Raw genomic sequence first — 24,657 nt, forward strand, 5'->3', positions numbered from 1 at the left:
GCGAACGGCCCGGCCACCGATGAACTCGGTGACCGGGCCGTCGTCGTCCAATCAGCTCAGGCGTGTGCCTTGTCGCGGTGCGGCAGAACCCAATCCGGCCGCGGCCAGTGGCAGGTGTAGCCGTTCGGATAACGCACGAGGTAGTCCTGATGCTCGGGCTCGGCCTCCCAGAATGGACCCGCAGGCTCGATCGTGGTGACGGCCTTGCCCGGCCACAGCCCTGAGGCGTCGACGTCGGCGATCGTCTCCCGCGCGACGCGCTCCTGCTCGGGTGACTGAGGGAAGATCGCCGACCGGTAGCTGCTACCGACGTCGTTGCCCTGGCGGTTCTTCGTTGTCGGATCGTGGATCTGGAAGAAGAACGCGAGGATGTCCCGATAACTTGTCTGCGTCGGGTCGAAGACGATCTCCACAGCCTCAGCATGGCCGGGGTGGTTCCGGTAGGTCGGGTGGTCGTTGTCGCCACCGGTGTACCCGACGCGGGTCGAGACCACTCCTGGCTGACGTCGGATCAGATCTTCCACACCCCAGAAACATCCGCCCGCGAGTACCGCGGTTTCGGTGCCGTGTTGTGAGGTGACGCGTCCGTCGTCGTTGCTTCCACTGGTCATGATGCGTTCTCCTGCCTGTTGTCTACATGGTCGGTGGTCTCGAACAGGTGCCGGAACTCGCCGTATCCCTGCTCGTCGAGCTCGTCGGCGGGGATGAATCGCAGCGATGCCGAGTTCATGCAGTACCTGCGTCCGCCTTCCGCGCGCGGACCGTCGTCGAAGACATGACCGAGGTGGCTGTCGGCATACGCCGAACGCACCTCGGTGCGCTTCATCCACAGCGTGCGGTCGGTGCGCGTCGAGACGGCGTCGTCGCTGATGGGACGGGTGAAGCTGGGCCAACCCGTTCCGCTGTCGTACTTGTCGAGCGAGGTGAACAGCGGCTCGCCGGAGACGACGTCGACGTAGATGCCTGGCTCGTGGTTGTCCCAGTACTCGTTGTGGAACGCGGGCTCGGTTCCCTCCTGCTGTGTGACGCGGTACTGGTCGGGCGTCAGGCGCTCGAGCGCCTCCGGGGTCTTGCGGTAGTCGTGGGACATTTCTCCTCCTTGCCACCGCTGGCTGCGGTGTCACATACAAGAACAGCGGCGTCGTCGAATTTGGTCCCGTGAGTCTGTGAATCCGGTGAGAGTCGATATACCCTCCACCCGAGCGTAGCGTCGGGACATGGCAGACAACTCGCTCGATCCCACGGTTCCCGCGTCCGGCACAGGCTGCGTCGAGTGCCTCGCCAGCCCCGACGGCTGGTGGTTTCATCTACGACGCTGCGCCGCATGTGGGCACGTCGGATGCTGCGACAGCTCGCCGTCGCAGCACGCGTCTCACCATGCCTCCGACACCGGACATCCCTACGTCCAGAGCTTCGAGCCCGGCGAGGACTGGTTCTGGAGTTACCCCGACTCGCAGTTCGCCGAGGGTCCGCAACTCGCGGAGCCGACCAGCCACCCGGCAGATCAGGCGGTTCCGGGACCCGCCGACCGCGTGCCGTCGAACTGGCAGGAACTGCTGAACTGACAGAACGCGCGGTCACGCTCGCGCAGGCGTCTCCGGTGGGATGGCGTCCAGGAGCGTGCGGGTGTACTCGTTCTCGGGCTCGTGCAGGATTTTCGACGCCTCGCCGTATTCGACGACGCTCCCGTTCTGCATGACCGCGACCGTGTCGCTGGTCTGCTCGACGACGGCGAGGTCGTGTGCGATGAACAGGTACGTCAGGCCCCGATCACGCTGCAGTTCGCCGAGCAGATCCAGCACCGACGCCTGCACGGTCACATCGAGCGAGGCTGTCGACTCGTCGAGGATGAGCAGGTCGGGATCGGACGCGAGTGCGCGGGCGAGACACACGCGTTGACGCTGACCGCCGGACAGTTCGTGCGGGTAGCGGTCGAGGAAGGTGCTGTCGAGACTGACGTCGTCGAGCAATTCCGTTGCACGACTGCGCAACGCAGACTTCCCGGATACCAGCCCGTGTGCCCGCAGCGCCTCACCGATCGACGAGACCACGGTCATGCGCGGGTCGAGTGAGGCCCCCGGGTCCTGGAAGACCATCGCAACTCGACGACGCAGAGCCTTCTCGTCTGCTCCGTGGACTCCGACTGCGTCGATCTCCTTGCCCTCGACCATGATTCGCGCGCTGCCACGGACCACCGTGCCGTGGCCGGTGGTCGTCAGCCCGGTCAGGACCCCGGCGATGGTCGACTTGCCCGACCCGGACTCACCCACGATACCGAGTGTGGTTCCGCGCATGATCTGTAGATCGACGTTGCTGACCGCGTGGACGGTGTCACGACCAGTCGAAGTCCGCACTGCGAAATCGACGCTGAGGTCGGAGATCGTCACGAGAGCTGTTGTGGCGTCGGACTTTTGGTCAATGGTCGCGTCGCGGTCATCAACCTTCGACAGGAGCGGCCGAGACGCGAGGAGCTCGCGAGTGTATTCGTGCTGCGGATCGGCGAAGATCTCTGCGACGTCACCGGTTTCGACGACCTCCCCTTGTCGGAGAACGACGACCCTGTCGGCGATTCGCCCGATCACCCCGAGATCGTGGCTGATCCATACGACGGCCATGCCGCGTTCACGCTGCAGGCGGGCAACGAGATCGATGATCTGGGCCTGTGTCGTGACGTCGAGTGCTGTCGTTGCCTCGTCCGCGACGAGGACGTCGGGGTCGCAGGACAACGCGATGGCGATCATCACCCGTTGCCGCTGACCACCTGACAGTTGGTGCGGGTAGGCACGCAGACGACTCTCGGGGTCGGGAAGGTTGACGTCGGTCAACAACTGAACCGCGCGCTCACGGGCCTGCGAGTGGCTCAGTCCGAGGTGTCGACGCGGACCCTCGGTGAGTTGCTGCTCGATGGTCAGCAGCGGATTCAGACTCGACGACGGGTCCTGGAATACGAAGCCGACTCGGGCACCGTGCAGTGATTGCAGCACTGCACGCGAGGCGCCGATCACCTGGGTGTCGCCGAGTAGCGACGAGCCGTCGATGTACGAGCTCGGCGCGTGGAACAACCCGGTTGCCGACAGCACCGACAGCGATTTACCCGAGCCACTCTCGCCGACGATGCCGAGGGTTTCCCCTTTCGCCACAGAGAAGTCGATGCCGTGCACGATCTCTCGCGGACCGACGCCGACGACGAGCTGCGACACGGAGAACACGGGATCGGCTTGAGTCGGATCCTCGCGGGGCGCATCAGATCTCGTCTGCACAGCGGCACCGATCGAGGTCGCCTTGGGTCTGCGTGCGGGTCGTCGGCCGGCCTTGCCTCGATTGCGCAGCAGAGTGCGCTGGCGGGGATCGAGGACGTCGCGCACGCCGTCGCCGAGGAGGTTGAACGCGAACACCGTCACGAGGATCGCGAGGCCGGGGAAAACGCCCATCCACCATGCGCTGGTGAGGAATCCCTGGGCGTCGTAGAGCATGCGGCCCCAGGAGGGTTCTGGCGGCTGCACTCCAAGCCCGAGGAACGACAGCGCAGCCTCGGACAGGATCGCGAACGCCAACGAGATCGAGGTCTGCACCACGACCGGGCCCGAGATGTTCGGCAGCACATGGCCGAACAGGATGCGGGGTGTCGACACCCCCATGGTCCGGGCAGCCTGCACGAACTGCGTCTCCCGCACGCGCAGCGTGTCGGCTCTGGCGACACGGGCGAAGATCGGAATGTACACGATGCCGATCGCGATGGTCGCCGAGTTCACGCCAGGCCCCAGAATCGCCACGATCGCCAGTGCGAGCAGCATGACGGGGAACGAGAACACGACGTCGATGATGCGCATCAACACGGTGTCGGTGATTCCGCCCGCGAAGCCCGACACCATGCCGATGATGACGCCGGCGACCAACGAGATCACCACTGCGATCACCGCGACCCGCATACTCACCGCAGCGGCGAGGACCACCCGGGAGAAGACGTCCCGGCCGAGGTCGTCGGTGCCGAACAGATGTGACAGACCGGGTGCCTGTAGGGCGTTGGGGACGTCGATGTCGTTGGCGCCGTACGGGGCGATGAAGGAACCGAAGATCGCCAGGACGACCATCACAAGGATGACGACGATACCGACCACCGACGCCTTGTTGCGCAACAGAAGCCGCCACGCCGAGTCGGTGTTCCCGGTACCCGCGGGTGTCGGTTCGCCGACGTCGTCGAGTGCGGCCTCGGCGTCGCGTGCCGGTTCGGGTAGCTCGCTCATGACAGCCGAATCCTCGGATCGATGACCGCGTAGAGGATGTCCACGATCAGGTTGACGATGAGGAAGATCGCAGCGATGAGCAGTATCGCACCCTGCAGCATCGGATAGTCGCGTGCGGCAACCGAGTCGTAGACGAGGCGCCCGAGCCCCGGCCATGCGAACACCACTTCGACGACGATCACGCCGCCGAGCAGACCTGCGAGCTGAATCCCCGAGATGGTGAGGACGGGCACCAGGGCGTTGCGGCCGATGTGCGAGAGCATGATTCGCTTGCGCCCGAGCCCCTTGGACTCCGCTGTGGTCACGTACGGCGCGTTGGCTACCTCGAGCACTGCGGCGCGGACGTATCGGGTCATGATGGCGCCGGTGACCACGCCCACGGTGATCGCCGGCAGCACCAGGTGCGAGATCCACGGCACGAATCCGTCTGCGGGCGAACGATACCCCGACGACGGAAGCCAGCCGAGGTAGGTGGAGAACAGCGCGATCAGCAGGATACCCATCCAGAAGTCGGGTACCGAGATGCCGAACTGTGAGACGACGCGAATCGTGTTGTCCGCGGCCCGCCCTTCACGCAGTGCGGCCCAGGTACCAAAGGGTATGGCGATCACCAGGGCCACGAGGATGGCGGCAACGGCCAACGCGATCGTGGCGGGAAGTCGGTCGATCAACATGTGGGTGACGGGCTCGTTGTTGCGGAAGCTGACCCCGAGGTCACCGGTCGCCGCGTTGCCGAGATAGTTGACGAGTTGGGTGAACAGCGGTTTGTCGAGACCCGATGCGCTGCGCAGAGCCTCATATGACTCTGGTGTGTAGCGGGTACCCAGGGCGATCTTGACCGGGTCACCCGGCACGATCTGCATGAGGAAGAACACCGCGATGGTCACGCCGATCAGCACGAGGACGGTGTAGAGCAGTCGGATCAGGATGAATCTGACCAGAGGCCAACCGAAGTCGCTCATGACTCACCTCCTCGGTCGAGTCGGGCATCACGGAATCGGACGGCTTTGTCTGCTCGCACGGTGTAATCGCGCACCGACGTCGAGAACGCCTGCGTGGTCGACGGGTTGTACAGGTACAGGTAGCTGACATCGTCGGCGATCCGCGACGCGACGTCGGTGTAGATCTGCTTGCGTGTGCCGACATCGAGTTCGGTCCGTCCGGCATCGAGGAGGCGATCGACTTCCGGATTGGAGTACTTCTGGGAATTCGACGTTCCGCCCGTGTGGTGCTGCGCATAGTAGAAGTCGTCGGGGTCGATGTTGCCCAGCCACCCCATCAGCAGCGAGTCGAATTGGCCGGCAGACTGACGGTCGAGCCAGACACCGAAGTCGAGTTGCTCGATGGTCACCTTGATTCCGGCGTCGGCGAGATTCGACGCGATGACCTGTGCGGCCGTAATGGTTTCGGGATACTCGGTGGAGACCATCAAGCCCATGGACAGTGACGAATGCCCGGCGTCGCGCAGCAGTGATCGCGCCTTGTCCACTGCTGCTGCCCTGTCGAGACCGGCCGTGAACCTGTCGTAGGGCGTGAACCACGGGCTGGTTTTCGGGATGGCCAACTGATTGGGTGTCGCGGTTCCATAGCCGACCACCTGCGCGATCGACTTCCGGTCGATCGCGTACGCGACAGCCTGCCTGACCCGCCGATCGTCGAACGGCTTTCGCGCGAAGTTCATCGCCACATACCAGTAGTCATTGGCGGTGACCGTGCCGACGGTGATCTCGTTCTCGCTGTCGAGGATGCGCAACTGCTGAGTGGGTATCGCATCCGTCCAGTCGACCTCGCCCGAGCGCAGCGCCGAGACCGCCGTCGTTCCCTGCGAAATGAAACTGAACGCGACACCGCCGACATGCGGCCCGCCCGACCAGTGGCCCGGATTGGCCTTCAATACAATCGACGTTGCGGGTGAACGGGATTCGAACGAGAACGGCCCGGTGCCGATGGGTCGCGACAGGATCTGCCCCGATTCGACGTTGCGTTTGTTGACGATCGCGAGCCCCTTGAATCCGCCGATGCTGCTGAGCAGGTTGGGACTCGGCGCGTGCGTGGTGATCACGACGTGCGCGTCGTCCGGTGCCTCGATGCTCGCGACATTGTCGAATCGCCACGACGCCGACAACTCTCCGTCGATGATTCGACGGTATGAGTAGACGACGTCGGCCGCGGTGAATGGTTCGCCGTTGTGCCAGCGAACGTCGGGGCGCAAGGTGAAAGTGTATTGCGTCTCATCCGGATTCACCTGCCAGCTCTGTGCGAGGGCGGGCACCATCTCCAGCTTCTCGTTCGGCTCGACCAGGGTGTCGAAGACGTTCTCGAGCACCTCGAAGGAGAAGTACGCGGTGGTCTTGTGCGGATCGAGTTGGTCGGGCTCGCCACCGATGGCGGCACGAATGGTGTTGGCGGAGCCTGCCAGACCCGATCCCGACCCGGGAGCGCAGGCGCTGAGCGTGGACACACCGACGGCGCCGACTCCTGCGGCAGCGGTCAGGGAGAAAAGTCGTCGCCGGCTCAGCGGGATCGACAGAGGCGACGATGCGCGCTGCTGGTCCTCATCGGCCATGGCGTCGTGACCCCTCCCGCGCCGCGGAGACGCTGCGATCCGTGGGATGGAGTCTGCCTCGCTTGCGGAAGGTTCGCAAGCGTAAGGGGGTTCTCAGCGTGTCCCGACGCCGCGCCCGCCGGACAGCACGGCTGTTTAGCCGAGCGCCTCGAGCGGTGATCGAATTCGCCGAGAGCCCCCTCGGATCTCACTTCTTCTCGAGGTTCACCAGGAATTCGATGGTGCCGGTGTCCTGAACGTCGACGAATCCGAGCGACGGAGGCGTGACGCCGTAATCGGTCCACGTGACCGGTACCGATCCCTGCACGATCACCGACGCACCCGATCGCTGGATGTTGAGCGTCGTGGTGACGGTCTTCGACACCCCCTTGATCGTCATCTCGCCGGTGGCCTCGACGCCGCGCGGCTCCCCCGACTCCGGCACCGACGAAATATCGACCGGCTCAGACAGTTTCCACGTTGCCGTCGGGAATCTGTCCGTATCCATGATCATCGAACTCCGGAAGCGGTTGTCGCGCATAGATTCGGGGCTGGTGATGGACGCGACGTCGACCGTGATGTCGGCGCTTTCGAGTTTCGACGCTGCCACCGTGGCCGAGCCGGTCACCGATGTAGTGCGGCCGTTGACCGTAACCGGTTGCCCGCGCAGGGTTTCGTCGACGCGATAGCCCGCTTGGGTCCGTGTTGTCTCGGCAGATGGCCCGGGGACGATGGCCCACGTTCCGTCGACGCTCTCCGACGCCGCCTGGGTCGACGACGGCAGAGCCAGCTCGTCGTCGGCGTCTCCGGCGATCCACTTCGAGTACGCCCACGGCCCTGCTGCGACGACGACGATCACGACCACCACCAACGTACCGAGACCCCACCAGAGATACTTTCGTTTCATCGCGCCACCTCCGCGATCGAGGTCATGCAGGTCCTGGCGCGAGGCGTCGTTGGAGGTGTCATGGATTTCACCTCACCATCGGTTTCTGATCGTTCCCTGAAAATTCGGACAAAACTCCGTTGCAAAACGGACCCCGGTCCGAATAGTTCACCCGGCTAATCGAATCGTCAGCGCTGTCAACGGCGTTCGGTTGTCAGCAGCGCGACGTGTAGCGAGGTGACCGTCTCGCCGTCGGACAGGTCGACACCGAGGATCTCTTCGATGCGAGAGAGCTTCGCGTACAACGACGGACGGCTCATATGCAGGTGTGCCGCCAATGCCGACTTGTTTCCGACGAACCGCACGTAGCCGCGCAGCACGTCGACGAGGCCGTTCCCCGTCGTGATGTCGTCGAGGACGAGTTCACGCAGTTGCGACTCGGCGAATCGGTGCAGTCGCGGATCGTCGTGGAGCAGCGAGATGAGGCCTCGGATGCCGATGTCGTTGACGTCGAACACAATTCGCTCGGACACCGGCATCCCGGAAGCAACCTCGGCCGTCTGTGACGCCTGCGGCAGCAAGTGGATCGTCGACATGATCTGCGCCGAGGATCCACCCACACCGACGACGGCGCCACCGTGCCCGGTGGTCCGCCCTATGTCTCGGCGGATCGTCGACGCCACACTGATGAGCGACTGGTGCCGGGTGCGTCCGCGTGCGTTCCTCACCGACAGCACAACGAGAATCTCGCCGTCGTCGCGCACCGCGAACACAGCACTGTGTCCCTCGGAGCCCACTGCCTGCACCACCACATCGAGGAGCTGCCCGGTCCGACGACGCGTGTCGACGGGGTCGTCGGCGACAGGCCAGCGTGGAATTCGCACCGAAAGCGCAAGGTACTCAACCCCTTCACGCAACCCGAGTGCGAAAGCGCGCGCCTCGACCTCCACGGCATCCCGGATGCGTTCCTGTAGAACATCGTCGATGAGTCCCGCCTGCGCCTGCCGCTCGAGATCCGCGCGGCCCTGTTCGGCCATGCGGTGCATGACGAGCGCCTGAGCAGCACGTTCGAGCACCATGTCGACCCGACGGCGGTCGACCTGGTGTTCCGGGACGATCAAGCGGGCCCAGTGGTCGGCACCTCGTCCCACGTCGACCGTCGTCCACGGCTCAGACGGCCCAACGGAATCCGACGCATGCAGACGAGAGCGCCGTTCCCAGTCACGAAGTAGCGATGCCGCAGGAGCGCCCGCGGATGCGACCGCGTGGTGAGAGAGGTTCTCCAGCACCACCGGCGAATCGAGGAGGACCGCAGCGCTGTCGGTGATCTCGGCGGGCGACGCGCGTCGCATGGTGAGTTGGGTGAAGGTCTCGTGGGTGCGGTGCGCGAACTCGACCTCCGCGTACTGTTCCGCGACGATGCTGCGATGCACCTGTTCGGTCACCTCGACGAACTTGATCTCCCTGTGCAGTGCGACGGCCGTAAGCCCCAACTGTGCAGCTGACGTTCCGATCTCGCTCGGTATCGGTGACGCGTCGTCGAACTCGGCAATCACCCCGATAGCCCCAGCCCGTGCCAGCCCTTCGAGGTAGGGGCGGGGTGCACTACGCAATGCGCCGCCGGTGGTGAGGACCAGTTCACCGCCCTCGAGGAGCCGACCGACATCCTTGACGTCGCTGACATGTATCCAGCGCACTATGCGATCAGCTCCAACGCTGCTCAGGACCTCAGGACTTCCCGTCTGGATCACAGGTAACGCGATGACGTCACCCACTGTGAGGCTCACGCCTCAGCAACCGTGCCGGACATTACGAACTGTAAATCTACGAAGCCAATCACTGACGTAGTGTAGCGCGCGTCATCGGCCGTCATGCCTGACACTGGGGACCGAGAGCACTGTGCTTCGGCGCAGTCGACAATCCACTTCCCGTGTAGGAGACACAATGACCCCGATCGTGCAGCACTGGTGTGACGGCAAGGCGTTCGCCGGGGATTCGACGGCGACCGCCCCGGTCACCAATCCGGCAACCGGCGTCGTGACCGGTGAGGTCGCATTGGCATCGGAGGGCGACGCGCGCACGGTGATCGCTGCAGCAGCCGACGCCTTTCCGGCGTGGCGGGATACGTCGTTGGCCAAGCGCACGGCGGTGTTGTTCCGGTTCCGTGAACTGCTCAACGAGCGCAAGCAGGAGTTGGCGGCGATCATCACCGCCGAGCACGGCAAGGTGCTCTCCGACGCCCTCGGTGAGATCAGCCGCGGGCAGGAGGTCGTCGAGTTCGCCTGCGGTATCCCGCATCTGCTCAAGGGCGGCTATACCGAGAACGCCTCGACCAATGTCGACATCCACTCGGTACATCAACCACTCGGCCCGGTCGGCATCATCTCGCCGTTCAACTTCCCCGCCATGGTCCCGATGTGGTTCTTCCCCATCGCCATCGCCGCGGGAAACACCGTCGTGGTCAAGCCGAGCGAGAAGGACCCGTCGGCATCGATCTGGCTGGCCGAACTCTGGAAGGAAGCCGGACTACCCGACGGCGTGTTCAACGTGCTCCAGGGCGACAAGACCGCCGTCGACGAACTGCTGACCAACAAGGCCATCAAGGCGATCAGCTTCGTCGGGTCCACCCCGATCGCCCAGTACGTCTACGCCACGGCCACCGCGGCAGGCAAACGCGTCCAGGCTCTCGGCGGCGCGAAGAACCACGCGATCATCCTGCCCGACGCCGACCTCGATCTCGCCGCGGACGCCATGGTCAACGCCGGCTTCGGTTCTGCCGGTGAACGCTGCATGGCGATCTCGGTGGCCGTGGCAGTCGGCGACATCGCCGACGAGTTGGTCGCCAAGATCACCGAGCGTGCCCGGACGATCGTCACCGGCGACGGCACCCACAACTCCGACATGGGACCGCTGGTCACCAAAGCCCACCGCGACAGGGTCGCGGGCTACGTCGACGCCGGTGAAAAGGCCGGTGCCACCGTCGTTCTCGACGGCCGCGACGTCGACGCCGATGGTGGGGCCGACGGCTTCTGGCTCGGGCCCACCCTCTTCGACCATGTCACCCCGGACATGTCCATCTACACCGACGAGATCTTCGGCCCCGTCCTGTCGGTGGTGCGCGTCGAGTCCTACGACCAGGCGCTCGCGTTGATCAACGACAACCCCTACGGCAACGGCACCGCGATCTTCACCAACGACGGCGGCGCAGCCCGACGCTTCGGCAACGAGGTCGAGGTCGGCATGGTCGGCATCAACGTCCCGATCCCCGTGCCCATGGCCTACTACAGCTTCGGCGGCTGGAAGGCGTCGCTGTTCGGCGACAGCCACGCCCACGGCACCGAGGGAATACACTTCTTCACACGCACGAAAGCCATCACCACCCGCTGGCTCGACCCGAGCCACGGAGGGTTGAACCTCGGCTTCCCCCAGAACGCCTGAGCACTAACGATTTCGAAACGGATTGCTGCACATGACCATTCAATCTGAGCGAACCAGCCCCGCCATCGATCTCGATGCCGCCAAGCGGGCGTACGAGCTCGATCGCAAGCACGTCTTCCATTCGTGGTCGGCGCAGGCGAAACTCACCCCGATGACGATCACCGCCAGCGAGGGTTGCTACGTCTGGGACGGCGAGGGCAACCGACTGCTCGACTTCTCCTCACAGATGGTCAACACCAACATCGGCCACCAGCACCCGAAGGTCGTCGCCGCCATCGCCGAGCAGGCCGCGAAGCTGTGCACGGTAGCCCCGGCACACGTCAACGACGCCCGTTCGGAGGCTGCGCGACTGATCGCCGAACGCACCCCGGGCGAGTTGAACAAGGTGTTCTTCACCAATGGCGGTGCAGACGCCGTCGAGCACGCGGTGCGTATGGCGCGGTTGCACACGGGTCGTCGAAAAGTGTTGTCGCGTTACCGTTCCTATCACGGCGGGACCGACACCGCGGTCAACCTGACCGGCGATCCTCGGCGCTGGCCCAACGATTACGGCGACGCGGGCGTCGTACACTTCTTCGGACCGTTCCTCTACCGGTCACGCTTCCACGCAACCACCGAAGCGCAGGAGTGCGAGCGCGCGCTCGATCATCTCGAGGAGACCATCCGCATGGAGGGTCCGTCGCAGATCGCGGCGATCATCCTCGAGTCCATCCCCGGCACCGCAGGAATCATGGTCCCGCCACCCGGTTACCTTCGCGGCGTGCGCGAGATCTGCGACCGATACGGCATCGTCTTCATCGCCGACGAGGTGATGGCCGGCTTCGGACGGTCGGGCAAGTGGTTCGCCATCGAACACGGCGCCGACGAGCAGGGTCCGGTCGTTCCCGATCTCATGACGTTCGCCAAGGGCGTCAACTCCGGCTACGTCCCGCTCGGGGGCGTCGCCATCAGCCCCGAGATCGCCGACACGTTCGCCGAGCGGGTCTACCCGGGCGGACTGACCTACTCGGGCCACCCGCTGGCCACCGCAGCCGCGGTCGCCACGATCAACGCCATGGCCGACGAGGGCATGGTCGAGAACGCCGCACGCGTCGGCGCCGAGGTCATCGGGCCGGAGCTCGCCCGGATCGCCGAGCGACATCCCAGCGTCGGCGAGGTGCGCGGTACCGGGGTATTCTGGGCCGTCGAACTGGTGCGCGACAAGCAAACTCGTGAACCGCTGGCGCCCTACGGCGGCAGCAGCGACGCCATGAACGCGGTGATCGGCGAATGCAAGAAGCGCGGAATGCTCCCGTTCGCGAACTTCAACCGCATCCACGTCGTCCCGCCGTGCATCGTGACCGACGACGAAGCACGCGAAGGACTCGCCATCCTCGACGCCGCCCTGGAGGTGGCCGACCGATCGCTGTGAGCGCGTGAGCGCCCGGACTCACGACAGTCGTGACACACGCCCGGAGTCGACGAATCCGTCGCCTCCGGGCCTGTGTCGCATCCTGAGCGGTGCGTCGATGCGGCGCCGGGGAGCTCATAGTGTCCGATGATTTCACCCTCACGCAGCTGAGATACTTCATGGCGGTCGCCGAGGCCGGCAGTATGACGGCCGCTGCACAATCACTCTCGGTCACGCAGTCGACGGTGTCGGCCGCTATCGCTCAACTTGAACACGAGGTCGGACAACCACTGTTTATCCGGCTGGCACGCCGAGGACTCGAACTCACTCCTGCGGGTCGACGACTGCGGTCGCACACGATCGGTTTTCTGGAGGACGCCGGGGCGCTTCTCTCAGCGGCGCGGGACGAGGAGGCCGAACTCGACGGTGAGATGACGGTGGGCATATTCGCGCCGCTCGCGCCGTTCCGGGCACCGATATTGCTACAGGCATTCGAACGCAGATATCCACGAGTGCATGTGACCTTCTACGAGGCCGATCAGGAAGGGCTTCGACGCGCGTTGGAGCAGGGTCGGTGCGAGGTAGCGCTCATGTACGACCTAGGCGTCGCTGTAGCTGCTGACGCGCAAGTCGTCGAAACCGTTGCTCCGCATGTCATCGTTGCGTCGAATCATCCTGCGACGCAGAATCCGTACGCGGAGGTCTCCCTGCGGGATCTCGCCGACCAACCGTTCGTCTTGTACGACGTTCCTCACTCCCGTGACTATTTCCTCGCACTGTTCCGGCAATTGGGAATCAGCCCGCGAATCCGTCACCGTGCCAGTGGCTACGAAACTGTTCGCTCCTTCGTGGCACGGGGCCACGGCTACTCGATCCTCAATCAGCGCCTGCACCACGACATCACATATTCGGGGGGATCCGTTTTTCCCCTGCGTATCGTCGAAGACCTGCCGCCGATCAAGGTGGTACTCCTGTTTCCCAGCCTCGGAGCTCCAACACGCCGTGCAACGGCGTTCGCCGATGTGTGCAGGGAGTTGTACGGAGTCAATTCGGCTCAACCGCCCAGCAACTGACCAGTGCCGCCGTTCGCATCGATTCTGCCGATGGCAGCCAGCGAAAAGATTCGTTTGAATTAGGTGATGTGGATCACGCAATCTGTCAGACGAGGTACTCGCTGAGCACCCTCCGCCTGGCAGGTCCACTGCAGGCGCCTGAAAGAAAGGCCAGGCCGATGACCATCGTGTTACCTACCCGCCGAGGCGAGGTACTCAGCCGCACAGCTGAAACACATCCTGTGCGCGCGCTGCAACATTCGTGCCAACATTCGGCAATGGTGCGTCTCTAGCGTGACCGATATGACTTCCACCCAGTCCCCCACCAGCGACGTAGCGACGAACAACGCCGCACATTCGGTCAGCCCTATGCAGCGGCGCGTGCTCGCGGGCGGCGCAATCGGTCAGTTCATCGAGTTCTACGACTTCGCGCTCTACGGCCTGTCCGCAGTCGTGTTGGCGCATCACTTCTTTCCCTCGTCGAGCGACCTGACCGGACTCCTCGCAACATTCGCGACGTTCGCGGCCGCGTTCGTGATCCGGCCGCTCGGCGGCCTGTTCTTCGGCGCACTCGGCGACCGCGTCGGACGCCGCAACGTCTTGTTTGTGACACTCCTGACAATCGGCGGGGCGACCGCGCTGATCGGTTGCCTCCCTACCTACGACACCATCGGTGTCGCCGCCCCGATCCTGCTGGTGTTGTGCCGTCTACTGCAGGGGTTCTCCGCAGGAGGTGAATCCGTAGGGGCCCCGACATTTACCTACGAACACGCGCCCGTCGACCGTCGTGGCCGGTGGCTCAACACCACCATCGCGGCGACCGCCCTTCCCTCCGTAGTCGGCGGCGGACTGATACTCGTGCTCACGGAGATCATGGGAACCGACGCCTTCGAATCGTGGGGATGGCGTATCCCCTTCATCCTCGCCGCTCCCCTCGCCATTTTCGGATTGTGGATTCGCCTGCGAACCGAGGAATCGCCTGCGTTCAAGGAGGTCCTCGACACCGTCGAGCATCACGAATCGACGCCCGTCCGCGACGCCTTCCGTGAGCCAGGCAATGTACGGCGCATGGTGCAGGTCATCTTCGTGATGGGCCTGACCGCGATGGGCTTCTATTTCCTCACCGGCTTCTTCGTGACCTATGTCAAGACAACCGGCGGACTGACGTCACAGCAGTCGTTGATCGCCAACGGAGCTGCGATGCTGCTCTACACCCTGCTGCTCCCGGTCATGGGCATGATCGGCGACCGAGTCGGGCGCCGCCCTATGCTCATCGCGGGCACCATCGCGATAGCCGTTCTCGCGGTCCCCTGCTTCTCGCTCGTGACCAGCGGCTCGCTAGCACTGGCAATCGCCGGACAAATGCTGTTCGTGGTCCCGATCACGCTCTATGGCGGTGGCTGCTACACCTTCTTCGTAGAGGTCTTCAAGACCCGGACACGCTTCACGAGCGCGGCGATCAGCTACAACACGGGATACGCATTGTTCGGCGGCACAGCACCATTCGTCGGCACGTGGCTCGTCGGCACGACCGGGGTCAACGCTTCGCCCGGCTACTACATGGCGGGCGCCGCTCTCGTGGTGCTGCTCGTGATGTTCGTGACGCGAGTTCCGGAAACCCGTCACGCCACCCTGTGACCCATGCCCTTCGGCAACCATCCTTCCGCACACTTCTCGACAGGAAAGCGCTATGACTTCCGACAATTCCAGTCCCGAAACGTTCCTCGACGATTTCCACCACGTCGCAACTATCGGCGCGACCCCGGGGGGCGGAGTCGATCGTCAGGCGGGTACGGCCGAAGACCAACGAGTTCGCGCGTGGTTCACCGACTTCGCGGAACGTCGCGGCTGGCAGGTGCGGCGCGACGGCATCGGAAATCTCTTTGCCCTCGTCGAATTGGTACCCGACGCTCCGTACGTCCTGGTCGGATCGCACCTGGATTCGCAGCCTCTCGGCGGTCGATTCGACGGCGCGTATGGCGTCATCGCGGCACTGCATGCGGCGCAACGACTTCACGATGAGGTCGTTGCCGGGGCAACGGTTCCGAAATACAACGTCGCGGTGGTGGACTGGTTCAACGAGGAGGGCGGTCGATTCGCGCCGTCGATCATGGGCAGTTCGGTGTTCGCCGGATTGATGGACCAGGAGCAGATGCTCTCAGTGACCGACCTCGCAGGAGTCACCGTCCAGGAGGCGATGAGCAAAATCGGCGCGATCGGCAACGATCCGCGCCCGGATATCGTCGCCTATGCGGAGATACACATCGAGCAAGGTCGCATCCTCGAACGCGAGCAGATATCGATCGGAGCGGTCGATTTCAGTTGGCACACACAGAAACTCGACATTACGGTGATCGGCGAGCAATCACACACCGGCGCAACAGCCATGGCGGATCGCCGGGACGCGCTCGTCGCCGCCAGTGAAGTCGTGCTGCTGGTACACAACGTGACGGGCGTGGCGGAGCCGGAGTCGTTGGTGTCGTCGGTGGGGCAATTGACGCTGGAACCTAACTCGCCCATCGTCGTGCCGCGACTGGTCAGGCTCGTTGCCGATCTTCGTGCGGAGCGCAAATCTGACGTGCTTGCCGCACGGGAAAGCCTTCTCCGGAACATCGAGTCGGTGGCGAAGCGCTACAACGTTCGCATCGAGGTGACAGACGTCGACATCAGAGAGATCCAGTACTACCCGGAAGCGGGGCTCCAGCTCGCGGAGAAGGTGGGCGCAGACGCCGGCCTCGGTGTCCGACGCCTACGCACGATGGCAGGCCACGACTCGGTGGCGATGAATCGGATCGTGCCCACAGTCATGATGTTCGTGCCATCCGTCGACGGCGTCTCACACTGCGAACGCGAACTCACCATGGATGCAGACATGGTGGCGGGAGTCAACGCTCTCACGGGCGTCGTACGACGGTTGTGCGAGGGCGAACTCGACGGTGTCGAGGCTGGAATGTCGGACACCGGCCAGGCACGGTCATGAGCACGACGATTGCCGCGTCGCAGCTATGTGATAAGTCGGCAACAGAACTGCGTGCCGGGTATCTCGACGGTGAGTTCACACCGATCGAGGTGATCGAGTCGACACTGCAACGCATCCGTGATGCCAACGGTGACAGGGAAACCGGGATCAACGCGTTCACCGAGGTTCTCGACGACGAAGCACGAACCGCAGCGGCCGCCGCCACCGAATGGCTGGCGAATGCGCGGCACCACGATGATCCGCTTCCGCCACTGTTCGCAATCCCACTCGCCACCAAAGAGAAGCACGCGTTGCAGGGACGCACCCTCGAGCAGGGTCTCGCCGCGCACCGTGGCCGTATCGCCGATCACGATCATCCAATCGTCACGCGCGTTAAGGCGGCCGGAGCGATCATTCACGCACGCACCACATCGCCCGAATTCAGTTGCGCGACGGTCACTCATTCGCCGATGTGGGGGATCACGCGCAACCCGTTCAATCTCGCGGCATCTCCTGGCGGGTCATCGGGCGGGGCGGGAGCGGCACTCGCTGCGGGGATGGCCACGCTGGGCACCGCGAGCGATATAGCGGGATCGACAAGAATTCCCGCAGGGTTCACCGGCACCGTTGGTTACAAGGCTCCGTACGGGCGCGTCCCCGGGGCTCCGCCGCTGTGCGCCGACACTTACCGTGGTGACGGCCCGATGGCTCGCACGGTTGCCGACGCCGCACTGCTGGCCGATGTGATGTCTGGCCGCCATCCCAGTGATCACTCCAGCTGGGGCGGCCCCGGCAATCTCGGTCGCAGGCTGGCTCATGCTCCGGACTCACTCGCCGGAATCCGAGTCGGCATCAGCATCTCACTGGGCGACTTCGTTGTTCACCCCGACATCGCCGCGGCGACCACGAGGGCCGCCGACGCGCTTGCACAGCGCGGAGCCGAGGTCGTCGAAGTGACTCTGTCATGGACCACCACACAGATCCGCGACGCCATCTTCGCCCACTTCGGACATCTACTCGGGCCGGCAATGCGAGCCGAGACAGCCGGCGGACCGCCCGTCGCCGCCTACACGGAACAGTTCATGCGCGACGCCGAGAGCGCCGCCCATAGGTTTTCCCACTTGGATTCCATCGTCGCCGACGCCCGTGTGCAGAGTGAGCTGGCCGCAGCAATGTCCGATGTCGACGCACTCCTGTGCCCAGTCTCGGCCGTGACGTCACTGGCCGCAGACGGTGACTATCTGGATGGCATCGACGTCGCAAGCTGTCCTGAAACGGTGCATCTCGAACACTATTGGGAGGCACACTTGACGAGCCCGTTCAACGTCGCCAACCGATGTCCTGTCCTCGCCGTCCCTGCAGGTGTCGCAAGCGACGGGGTGCCGATCGGCGTGCAACTGGTCAGCCATCCCTTCGATGAACTGACTCCGTTTCGGCTGGGCGCTGCACTGGAACAGGAGTTGCCTCAGCCTCGGTGGCGTTCACACTCGTCGTGATTCAGCTAATCGCGACTGTGCGTCCTGCCGCGTGCGACGCGCGCCTCGACGCCACGTACGCGAGTACGAGCGCGACGATACCGACCACGCCGATCACCACGACCGGAGTCGACGACGACCACGCGTTCACCACGATGGCGACCAAGGCCCACGCCAGGGTGATCGGGAGTGCGGGCAGCGCGGCGCCGTACAGATAGGTGACCGCGATCCCGACGAGCGCGGCAAGGATCAGCACGACGAGTTGCCACCCGACCGACGACTCGTCGGCGATACCGCTGCGCGCGATGTCGGACGCCCAGTTGACGAACACCGCGGCCGTCGCCCACCCCGCATAGATGCCGATCGTGATGCGTACAAGCGTTGTGGTCGACGAGGATTCGTCGACCGGCATTGCCGCGATACGCGCGGCGTCGAGAAGCACGATCGCCATGACTGTGAGCAGGATCGACGGCAGCCAGTCGATCGACGCCGCCGACACGATCAGCCAGAGCGTGGCTGCACCGCATGCGATGGCGAGGTCGACGGCGAGGCGTTGCCCGAACTGCCGTTCGCGAACGAAGACGACACCGGTGATGATCGCCAGCACATAGATGACGCTCCAGATCGCGAACGCGTAGCCGGCGGGACTGATGAACAAGTCGACGCCGTCGTCGTTGGGCTGGCCGTCGAAGAGTGCGAGCGGGACGAACACCGCGAGTGCTTGCGTGATGGACAGAATCAGGACAGCCCATGCGGCGGGTGTCGAGATGTGGGAGGACTGTCGGACGTCGGGAGTCATATGTCCGAGTTTACGGATCAAAGAAGCTCCCCAACCGCGTCATTGAGCCGCGTTCCGGTTGCGATTCGTCTCGCCCTGCGTGACATATCGCAACCGCAACTAATGAGCACCACGACCACGAGCCCAGCGACAATCAGGGGCGAAGAACCTCGCACTCCCGTCAACGGAGGAAGTCACTCACGCCGCAACCGCATCGTCGAAAGACGCTTCCTGGCAACCGAATAGACGAACGGTGCTCAAGGGAATATGAATCGGCGCGCTGGGCATCGTCGCTGTAAGTGGTGCGGTGGTCACGGTCCGCGCTCTAGGCAACGGCGTCTTCGACGCGGACGAGGGTTCGCCGTACGAGCTGTGGTCGTCCTGGAAAGTCAGAGAAAGGGGGTGCGTGGGATCGTCGCGGCGGGCACCTCGTCTCGTTTCGCCTCGGATATCCCGCACGCGATGCCTCGAAATCGCCACGGCGTCGACTGAACGAGGTGGTTCGAGCGGAGTGAGCAGCGACGGCGATCAGACGACGTGCAATCGTTCCCGTTGGGACGGTCATCGTTGCTCCCCCACCAGGACTCGAACCTGGAATGCCTGAACCAAAATCAGAAGTGTTGCCGATTACACCATGGGGGATTACTCGCCTAGAAGTGTGCCACAGGCACGGCTGACGATTGTGCCACGGGTGGCCGCGGCGATCTCAACCAGCGAAGTCACGCGGACCCGACGAAAGACGCGGGCCGAATTGGCAGACGCGGCTGGTACACCAGCCGCGTTCTCCAGAACGGCCCGCGTTTGCGGGACGAGACCGGCCCGCGCCCGACCGACCCTCAGTCCTTCGGGCCGCCGGCGACGTAGATGACCTGGCCGGAGACGAAGCCCGCGCCCTCGGAGACGAAGAACGACGCGGTGTGCGCGATGTCCTCGGGCTTGCCGGTGCGGGCGACAGGGATCGCCGAGGCGTTGAGCTTCTTGAACTCCTCGAAGTCCATGCCGACGCGGGCGGCGGTGGCTGCTGTCATGTCGGTCTCGATGAAACCGGGGGCGATGGCGTTGGCGGTCACGCCGAACTTGCCCAGCTCGATGGCGAGCGTCTTGGTGAAGCCCTGCATGCCTGCCTTGGCGGCCGAGTAGTTGGCCTGACCGCGGTTGCCCAGAGCCGACGTCGACGACAGGTTGACGATGCGACCCCACCCGGCGTCGACCATGTACTTCTGGCAGGCGCGGCTCATCAGGAAGGCGCCGCGCAGGTGCACGCCCATGACGGCGTTCCAGTCGTCGACGCTCATCTTGAAGAGCAGGTTGTCGCGCAGGATGCCCGCGTTGTTCACCAGCACGGTCGGCGCGCCGAGTTCGGCGGCCACCTTCTCGACGGCAGCGGTGACCGACGCCTCGTCGGACACGTCGGCCCCGACGGCGATCGCCTTGCCGCCCGCATCGTTGATGGCCTTCGCGGTCTCGGTGGCGGCCTCCTCGGTGATGTCGAGAACGGCGACGGCCAGACCGTCGTCGGCGAGGCGCTTGGCCACCGCCGCGCCGATGCCGCGTCCCGAACCGGTCACGATTGCTGTCTTCTGCGCGCTCATCCGAACTCCTTCATTACGTGTGCGCCTACTGTGACGTGCGTCCCTTCGGTTCTATCAGTCGACACACGCGGCACCTCCACCACCTGCACCGAAGTCAGCGACGCGCGGGCTACTCAGTAGTATCGGGCCGTCGCGCGTCGAGACGGTGGTCTGAGGCGGATGCGGCCGCATGATCCCGACCCTCGGAAGAGGTGGATATGACAGAGAAGTCAGCAGCGACAGCCGTGATCGTCCTCGCCGCAGGCGCGGGCACTCGGATGAAGTCCAAGACCCCGAAGATCCTGCACGCCATCGGCGGACGCTCACTCGTCGGCCATGTGCTGCACGGTGCGGCAGCCGCATCCCCTGATCGTCTCGTCGCCGTCGTGGGCCACGAGCGCGAACGCGTCACTGCGGCCGTCAACGAGATCGCCGACGAGCTCGGCACCGACGTCGTTGTGGCCGTGCAGGATTCGCCCGCCGGGACAGGCGATGCAGCGCGTGCAGGTCTGACCGCACTCCCCGACGACTTCGTCGGCACCGTGATCGTCACCGCCGCCGACATCCCACTCCTCGACGGCCGGACGATCGAGGATCTCGTCGCCACACACACAGCAGGCGAGGGCGCAGCAGTCACGCTGACCGGGTTCATCGCCGACGAGCCGACCGGTTACGGGCGCATCATCCGCACCAACGACGGATCGGTGCAGGCCATCGTCGAGGAGAAGGACGCGACCGACGCGCAGCGCGCGATCACCGAGGTCAACGCGGGCATCTACGCCTTTGACGCCGACGCGCTGCGCACTGCGCTGCAACAGCTTTCCACCGACAACGCGCAGGGGGAGTTCTACCTGACCGACGTCATCGAGATCGCACGTACGGGGGGCAAGACCGTCCGCGCACACATCGTCGATGACCCGCTCGTCGTCGCGGGCTGCAACGACCGTGCACAACTGTCCGCACTCGGCTCCGCGCTCAACGCGACGATCGTCCGACGTCACCAGCTCGCGGGCGTCACCGTGGTCGATCCGGCAAGCACGTGGATCGACGTCGACGTGGAGATCGAGTCCGACGTCCGGATCGAACCCGGTACCCAGCTGCACGGTCGCACCCGCATCGCCGAGGACGCCGTCGTCGGCCCCGACACCACCCTCACCGACGTGGTGGTCGGGCGCGGGGCGTCGGTGATCCGTACCCACGGCTCCGAGGCGGTCGTCGGCGACGACGCTTCCGTCGGCCCGTTCGCCTACCTGCGCCCGGGCACCGACTTGGGTGCGCGAGGCAAGATCGGCACCTTCGTCGAGACCAAGAAGGCCAGCATCGGCGCAGGTAGCAAAGTCCCGCACCTCACCTATGTCGGCGACGCGACGATCGGCGAGGAGTCCAACATCGGGGCGTCGAGCGTCTTCGTCAACTACGACGGCGTCAACAAGCACCAGACGGTGATCGGGTCGCATTGTCGGACGGGCTCGGACAACATGTTCGTCGCTCCGGTGCAGGTCGGTGACGGCGCCTATACCGGGGCAGGTACGGTCATTCGGGACGATGTCCCGCCCGGCGCCCTCGCGGTCTCGTCGGGTCCACAACGCAACATCGACGGTTGGGTACCCCGCAAACGCCCCGACACGGCAGCCGCGCGCGCCGCGATCGAGGCGGGCGCGACCGATACCCGGCCCGAACAGCCCGGCTCCTAGCCACGCCACCCACCGGCGGAGCCACCCACCGGCCGACGATCGAGTAGAAGAGTTTCCATGACCTGGACCACGGACAACCAGAAGAACCTGATGCTGTTCTCGGGGCGCGCCCACCCCGATCTGGCACAGGCTGTCGCCGACGAACTCGGCATCACGCTGACCCCGCAGACCGCGCGGAACTTCGCCAACGGCGAGATCTTCGTCCGCTACGAGGAGTCGGTCCGCGGTTCGGACGCCTTCGTGATCCAGAGCTGCCCCGCCCCGCTCAACGAGTGGGTCATGGAGGCGCTGATCATGATCGACGCCCTCAAGCGCGGTTCAGCCAAGCGCATCAGCGTGATCCTGCCGTTCTACCCGTACGCACGCCAGGACAAGAAGGCCCGCGGCCGTGAGCCGATCTCGGCCCGCCTGATCGCCGACCTGATGAAGACCGCGGGCGCCGACCGCATCATCTCCGTCGACCTGCACACCGACCAGATCCAGGGCTTCTTCGACGGCCCCGTCGACCACATGCACGCCCAGGGCCAGCTGTCGGACTACGTGCGCGGCAAGTACGGCATCGACAACCTCGTCGTCGTGTCGCCGGATTCGGGTCGTGTGCGCGTGGCGGAGAAGTGGTCGGACGCTCTCGGCGGCGCGCCGGTCGCGTTCATCCACAAGACGCGTGACCCGATGGTCGCCAACCAGATCGTCGCGCACCGCGTCGTCGGTGAGGTCGAGGGACGTACCTGTGTGGTCATCGACGACATGATCGACACCGGCGGCACCATCGTCGGTGCTGTGTCGAAGCTGAAGGAAGCGGGCGCGGGCGACGTCATCATCGCCACCACGCACGCCGTCTTCTCCGATCCCGCCGCCGAGCGCCTCGCCAACTCCGAGGCCGACGAGGTGATCGTCACCGACACCCTGCCGATTCCGCAAGAGAAGCGTTTCGAGAAACTGACCGTGATCTCGATCGCCCCGCTGCTGGCCCAGACCATCCGCGAGGTCTTCGAACACGGCTCGGTGACAAGCCTTTTCGACGGCAACGCCTGACACTCCCATGACAACCACCGCCGCCCGACGCGATTGGGCGGCGGTGGTGTCGCTTGGGCTCGGTGTGTTCACCATCACCACCACCGAGATCATGCCGATCGGGTTGCTGCGGCCGATGGCCGACGACCTCGCCGTGTCGGAGGGCACCATCGGACTGACCGTCACCTTCTTCGCCTTCGTCGCGGCGCTGAGCGCACCGACGCTGTCCACCGCGACGCGACTGCTCGACCGTCGGCCGATCCTGCTCGCGGTGATGGCTGCCTTCGTCGTCGGGAACACGCTCACCGCACTCGCGGTCAACTACGTGATGCTCGTCGTCGTCCGGATGGCGATCGGCATGGCATTGGGACTGATGTGGGCGATCGTCGCGGCAACCGCGGTACGCCTGGTGCCGCCGAACGCTGCCGTGCGTGCCACCACCATCGCGTTCTCCGGGGTCTCGCTGGCGTCGGTGCTGGGCATGCCGGTCGGCACCGTCATCGGCCAGGCCTTCGGCTGGCGCGCCGCCTACTGGACACTCGCCGGGCTGAGCGCGGTGACCCTCACGGCGCTGGCTCTACTGCTGAGATCGGTGCCCGGTGACAGCAACACCATCGGTCTGCGTGGCCTGCCCGGGTTACTGCGCATGCGCGATCTACGCACCACACTCATCGTCACCGCACTGGTCATCACCGGCGCCTACGCCGCCTACACCTACGTCACCCCGTTCATCGTGGAGATCCTCGGCATCGACGCCGAGCTGGTCGGCGTCGTCCTGCTCGTGATGGGTGTGGCCGGGGTGACCGGCAACTTCGCGGCCGGTGCCTTCCTCAACCGCACGCCGTCGGTGCGGTGGTCGCTGGCGACGATCATCGCGGTTCTCGCGGGCGCACTCATCCTCACCCCCGTCGCCAGTCTGTGGCTGCCTGCCGCGTTGGTCGGCCTCCTCGTGTGGGCGGCCGGATACGCTGCAGCACCGATCGGCTTGCAGACGACGGTGTTCCGCGTCGCGCCCGCCTACAGGGAATCGGCGACGACGCTGTACTCCACGACATTCAACCTCTCCATTGGTGTCGGAGCTCTGCTCGGAGCCCTCGCGATCGAGCGCGGCGGAGCGCTCGCACCCGTCATCGTCGGAGCCGTGTGCGCGACGGTCGCGCTTGCCGTCGCGCTCACCCTCCCCACGCGCGTGCGGCCCGACGATCCGGCCGCGGTGCCTGGGTAAGGTTGCGGCCATGAACACTGGGCGCGACGCGACTGACGGCACCGAGACCGCGACGATCTACCACAACCCGAAGTGCTCGACTTCGCGCAAAGCCCTGCAACGACTGCGCGACGAGGGCATCGAGCCGACGATCGTGAAGTACCTCGACGAGCCGTACACCCGTGCACAATTGGAGACGATGTTCGCCGACGCAGGACTCACCGTCCGTCAGGCCGCCCGCAAGCGCGAAGCGCTCTACAAAGAACTCGAGCTCGATGCCGCGTCGGACGAGAAGCTGCTCGACGAGATGGTCGCGCACCCGATCCTCGTGGAGCGCCCGTTCGTGGTGACCGACAAGGGAACCCGTCTCGCACGACCGCTCGACAAACTCGACGAGATCCTCTGAT

The 24,657-nt window shown here is 64.9% G+C and carries 20 protein-coding genes and 1 tRNA gene; 11 read left to right on the top strand and 10 right to left on the bottom strand.

Going from position 1 to position 24,657, the window contains the following annotated elements:
- Positions 1-56 precede the first annotated feature (56 nt).
- Both msrA and msrB read right to left on the bottom strand, forming a co-directional pair.
- Positions 57-611, bottom strand: a complete 555-nt coding sequence (msrA, locus tag GOACH_RS13705; protein ID WP_005175616.1) for a peptide-methionine (S)-S-oxide reductase MsrA — start codon at positions 609-611, stop codon at positions 57-59.
- Entirely contained in the window at positions 608-1,090 is a 483-nt protein-coding gene (msrB, locus tag GOACH_RS13710; RefSeq protein ID WP_005175618.1) for a peptide-methionine (R)-S-oxide reductase MsrB, read from the bottom strand. Before msrB ends, msrA begins: the two co-directional genes overlap by 4 nt.
- A 127-nt stretch (positions 1,091-1,217) precedes the next feature.
- Between msrB and GOACH_RS13715 the strand changes: the two genes are divergently transcribed.
- A complete protein-coding gene (locus tag GOACH_RS13715) occupies positions 1,218-1,565 on the top strand; it encodes a UBP-type zinc finger domain-containing protein (protein ID WP_005175620.1) in 348 nt (115 codons plus the stop codon).
- 12 nt (positions 1,566-1,577) lie between these two features.
- Here GOACH_RS13715 and GOACH_RS13720 read toward each other — a convergent pair whose 3' ends face one another.
- The 5 genes from GOACH_RS13720 to GOACH_RS13740 form a co-directional block, all read right to left on the bottom strand.
- Positions 1,578-4,244: an ABC transporter ATP-binding protein/permease gene (locus tag GOACH_RS13720; protein WP_005175622.1), complete on the bottom strand. Its 2,667-nt coding sequence runs from the start codon at positions 4,242-4,244 to the stop codon at positions 1,578-1,580.
- Positions 4,241-5,206, bottom strand: a complete 966-nt coding sequence (locus GOACH_RS13725) for an ABC transporter permease (protein WP_005175624.1) — start codon at positions 5,204-5,206, stop codon at positions 4,241-4,243. Before GOACH_RS13725 ends, GOACH_RS13720 begins: the two co-directional genes overlap by 4 nt.
- Positions 5,203-6,810: an ABC transporter substrate-binding protein gene (locus GOACH_RS13730; protein ID WP_005175627.1), complete on the bottom strand. Its 1,608-nt coding sequence runs from the start codon at positions 6,808-6,810 to the stop codon at positions 5,203-5,205. Before GOACH_RS13730 ends, GOACH_RS13725 begins: the two co-directional genes overlap by 4 nt.
- A gap of 187 nt (positions 6,811-6,997) precedes the next feature.
- A complete protein-coding gene (locus GOACH_RS13735; protein ID WP_005175628.1) occupies positions 6,998-7,696 on the bottom strand; it encodes a YceI family protein in 699 nt (232 codons plus the stop codon).
- A gap of 176 nt (positions 7,697-7,872) precedes the next feature.
- A complete protein-coding gene (locus GOACH_RS13740) occupies positions 7,873-9,462 on the bottom strand; it encodes a PucR family transcriptional regulator (RefSeq protein WP_040518705.1) in 1,590 nt (529 codons plus the stop codon).
- Positions 9,463-9,619: 157 nt separating this feature from the next.
- Here GOACH_RS13740 and GOACH_RS13745 point away from each other — a divergent pair, with 157 nt between their 5' ends.
- The 6 genes from GOACH_RS13745 (at position 9,620) to GOACH_RS13770 (ending at position 18,010) form a co-directional block, all read left to right on the top strand.
- Positions 9,620-11,113 (top strand): CoA-acylating methylmalonate-semialdehyde dehydrogenase, encoded by a 1,494-nt coding sequence (locus tag GOACH_RS13745; protein ID WP_005175631.1) that lies wholly within the window; start codon positions 9,620-9,622, stop codon positions 11,111-11,113.
- Positions 11,114-11,144: 31 nt separating this feature from the next.
- Positions 11,145-12,524 (top strand): aspartate aminotransferase family protein, encoded by a 1,380-nt coding sequence (locus GOACH_RS13750; RefSeq protein ID WP_005175632.1) that lies wholly within the window; start codon positions 11,145-11,147, stop codon positions 12,522-12,524.
- Positions 12,525-12,643: 119 nt separating this feature from the next.
- The gene (locus GOACH_RS13755) at positions 12,644-13,576 is read left to right on the top strand and encodes a LysR family transcriptional regulator (RefSeq protein WP_005175633.1); all 933 of its coding nucleotides are present in this window, start codon (positions 12,644-12,646) and stop codon (positions 13,574-13,576) included.
- 282 nt (positions 13,577-13,858) lie between these two features.
- Positions 13,859-15,193 carry an MFS transporter gene (locus GOACH_RS13760; protein ID WP_169330870.1) on the top strand — a complete coding sequence of 445 codons (1,335 nt, stop codon included), beginning with the start codon at positions 13,859-13,861 and terminating at the stop codon, positions 15,191-15,193.
- 52 nt (positions 15,194-15,245) lie between these two features.
- Positions 15,246-16,535 (top strand): M20 family metallo-hydrolase, encoded by a 1,290-nt coding sequence (locus tag GOACH_RS13765; RefSeq protein ID WP_005175635.1) that lies wholly within the window; start codon positions 15,246-15,248, stop codon positions 16,533-16,535.
- Positions 16,532-18,010, top strand: coding sequence for an amidase (locus tag GOACH_RS13770; RefSeq protein ID WP_005175636.1), 1,479 nt, complete (start codon positions 16,532-16,534; stop codon positions 18,008-18,010). The genes GOACH_RS13765 and GOACH_RS13770 overlap by 4 nt, the downstream gene beginning before the upstream one ends.
- 1 nt (position 18,011) lies before the next feature.
- Here the strand turns inward: GOACH_RS13770 and GOACH_RS13775 are convergent, their stop codons facing one another.
- From GOACH_RS13775 to fabG, 3 genes are all read right to left on the bottom strand, one after another.
- Positions 18,012-18,788 carry a TspO-related membrane protein gene (locus tag GOACH_RS13775; protein ID WP_040518707.1) on the bottom strand — a complete coding sequence of 259 codons (777 nt, stop codon included), beginning with the start codon at positions 18,786-18,788 and terminating at the stop codon, positions 18,012-18,014.
- A gap of 549 nt (positions 18,789-19,337) precedes the next feature.
- Positions 19,338-19,409, bottom strand: a tRNA-Gln gene (locus GOACH_RS13780).
- A gap of 194 nt (positions 19,410-19,603) precedes the next feature.
- Positions 19,604-20,359 carry a 3-oxoacyl-ACP reductase FabG gene (gene fabG, locus GOACH_RS13785; RefSeq protein WP_005175638.1) on the bottom strand — a complete coding sequence of 252 codons (756 nt, stop codon included), beginning with the start codon at positions 20,357-20,359 and terminating at the stop codon, positions 19,604-19,606.
- Between the two features lie 197 nt (positions 20,360-20,556).
- Here fabG and glmU point away from each other — a divergent pair, with 197 nt between their 5' ends.
- Genes glmU through arsC form a run of 4 tightly spaced genes read left to right on the top strand, consistent with a single transcriptional unit; the run spans position 20,557 to position 24,656 of the window.
- Complete coding sequence (gene glmU, locus GOACH_RS13790; RefSeq protein WP_005175639.1) at positions 20,557-22,032, top strand: bifunctional UDP-N-acetylglucosamine diphosphorylase/glucosamine-1-phosphate N-acetyltransferase GlmU; 1,476 nt, start codon at positions 20,557-20,559, stop codon at positions 22,030-22,032.
- 57 nt (positions 22,033-22,089) lie between these two features.
- On the top strand, positions 22,090-23,067 hold the full coding sequence (locus GOACH_RS13795) for a ribose-phosphate diphosphokinase (RefSeq protein WP_005175641.1): 978 nt from the start codon (positions 22,090-22,092) through the stop codon (positions 23,065-23,067).
- 7 nt (positions 23,068-23,074) lie between these two features.
- Positions 23,075-24,271, top strand: coding sequence for an MFS transporter (locus tag GOACH_RS13800; protein WP_005175644.1), 1,197 nt, complete (start codon positions 23,075-23,077; stop codon positions 24,269-24,271).
- 10 nt (positions 24,272-24,281) lie between these two features.
- Complete coding sequence (gene arsC / locus GOACH_RS13805) at positions 24,282-24,656, top strand: arsenate reductase (glutaredoxin) (protein WP_005175645.1); 375 nt, start codon at positions 24,282-24,284, stop codon at positions 24,654-24,656.
- Position 24,657 lies beyond the last annotated feature (1 nt).

It is taken from the genome of Gordonia aichiensis NBRC 108223 (genome assembly GCF_000332975.1).
GTDB lineage: Bacteria > Actinomycetota > Actinomycetes > Mycobacteriales > Mycobacteriaceae > Gordonia > Gordonia aichiensis.

Coding starts and splice junctions, on each gene's coding strand:
- msrA (WP_005175616.1), bottom strand. CDS start 611: ATGACCAGTGGAAGCAACGACGACGGACGCGTCACCTCACAACACGGC.
- msrB (WP_005175618.1), bottom strand. CDS start 1,090: ATGTCCCACGACTACCGCAAGACCCCGGAGGCGCTCGAGCGCCTGACG.
- GOACH_RS13715 (WP_005175620.1), top strand. CDS start 1,218: ATGGCAGACAACTCGCTCGATCCCACGGTTCCCGCGTCCGGCACAGGC.
- GOACH_RS13720 (WP_005175622.1), bottom strand. CDS start 4,244: ATGAGCGAGCTACCCGAACCGGCACGCGACGCCGAGGCCGCACTCGAC.
- GOACH_RS13725 (WP_005175624.1), bottom strand. CDS start 5,206: ATGAGCGACTTCGGTTGGCCTCTGGTCAGATTCATCCTGATCCGACTG.
- GOACH_RS13730 (WP_005175627.1), bottom strand. CDS start 6,810: ATGGCCGATGAGGACCAGCAGCGCGCATCGTCGCCTCTGTCGATCCCG.
- GOACH_RS13735 (WP_005175628.1), bottom strand. CDS start 7,696: ATGAAACGAAAGTATCTCTGGTGGGGTCTCGGTACGTTGGTGGTGGTC.
- GOACH_RS13745 (WP_005175631.1), top strand. CDS start 9,620: ATGACCCCGATCGTGCAGCACTGGTGTGACGGCAAGGCGTTCGCCGGG.
- GOACH_RS13750 (WP_005175632.1), top strand. CDS start 11,145: ATGACCATTCAATCTGAGCGAACCAGCCCCGCCATCGATCTCGATGCC.
- GOACH_RS13760 (WP_169330870.1), top strand. CDS start 13,859: ATGACTTCCACCCAGTCCCCCACCAGCGACGTAGCGACGAACAACGCC.
- GOACH_RS13765 (WP_005175635.1), top strand. CDS start 15,246: ATGACTTCCGACAATTCCAGTCCCGAAACGTTCCTCGACGATTTCCAC.
- GOACH_RS13770 (WP_005175636.1), top strand. CDS start 16,532: ATGAGCACGACGATTGCCGCGTCGCAGCTATGTGATAAGTCGGCAACA.
- GOACH_RS13775 (WP_040518707.1), bottom strand. CDS start 18,788: ATGACTCCCGACGTCCGACAGTCCTCCCACATCTCGACACCCGCCGCA.
- fabG (WP_005175638.1), bottom strand. CDS start 20,359: ATGAGCGCGCAGAAGACAGCAATCGTGACCGGTTCGGGACGCGGCATC.
- glmU (WP_005175639.1), top strand. CDS start 20,557: ATGACAGAGAAGTCAGCAGCGACAGCCGTGATCGTCCTCGCCGCAGGC.
- GOACH_RS13795 (WP_005175641.1), top strand. CDS start 22,090: ATGACCTGGACCACGGACAACCAGAAGAACCTGATGCTGTTCTCGGGG.
- GOACH_RS13800 (WP_005175644.1), top strand. CDS start 23,075: ATGACAACCACCGCCGCCCGACGCGATTGGGCGGCGGTGGTGTCGCTT.
- arsC (WP_005175645.1), top strand. CDS start 24,282: ATGAACACTGGGCGCGACGCGACTGACGGCACCGAGACCGCGACGATC.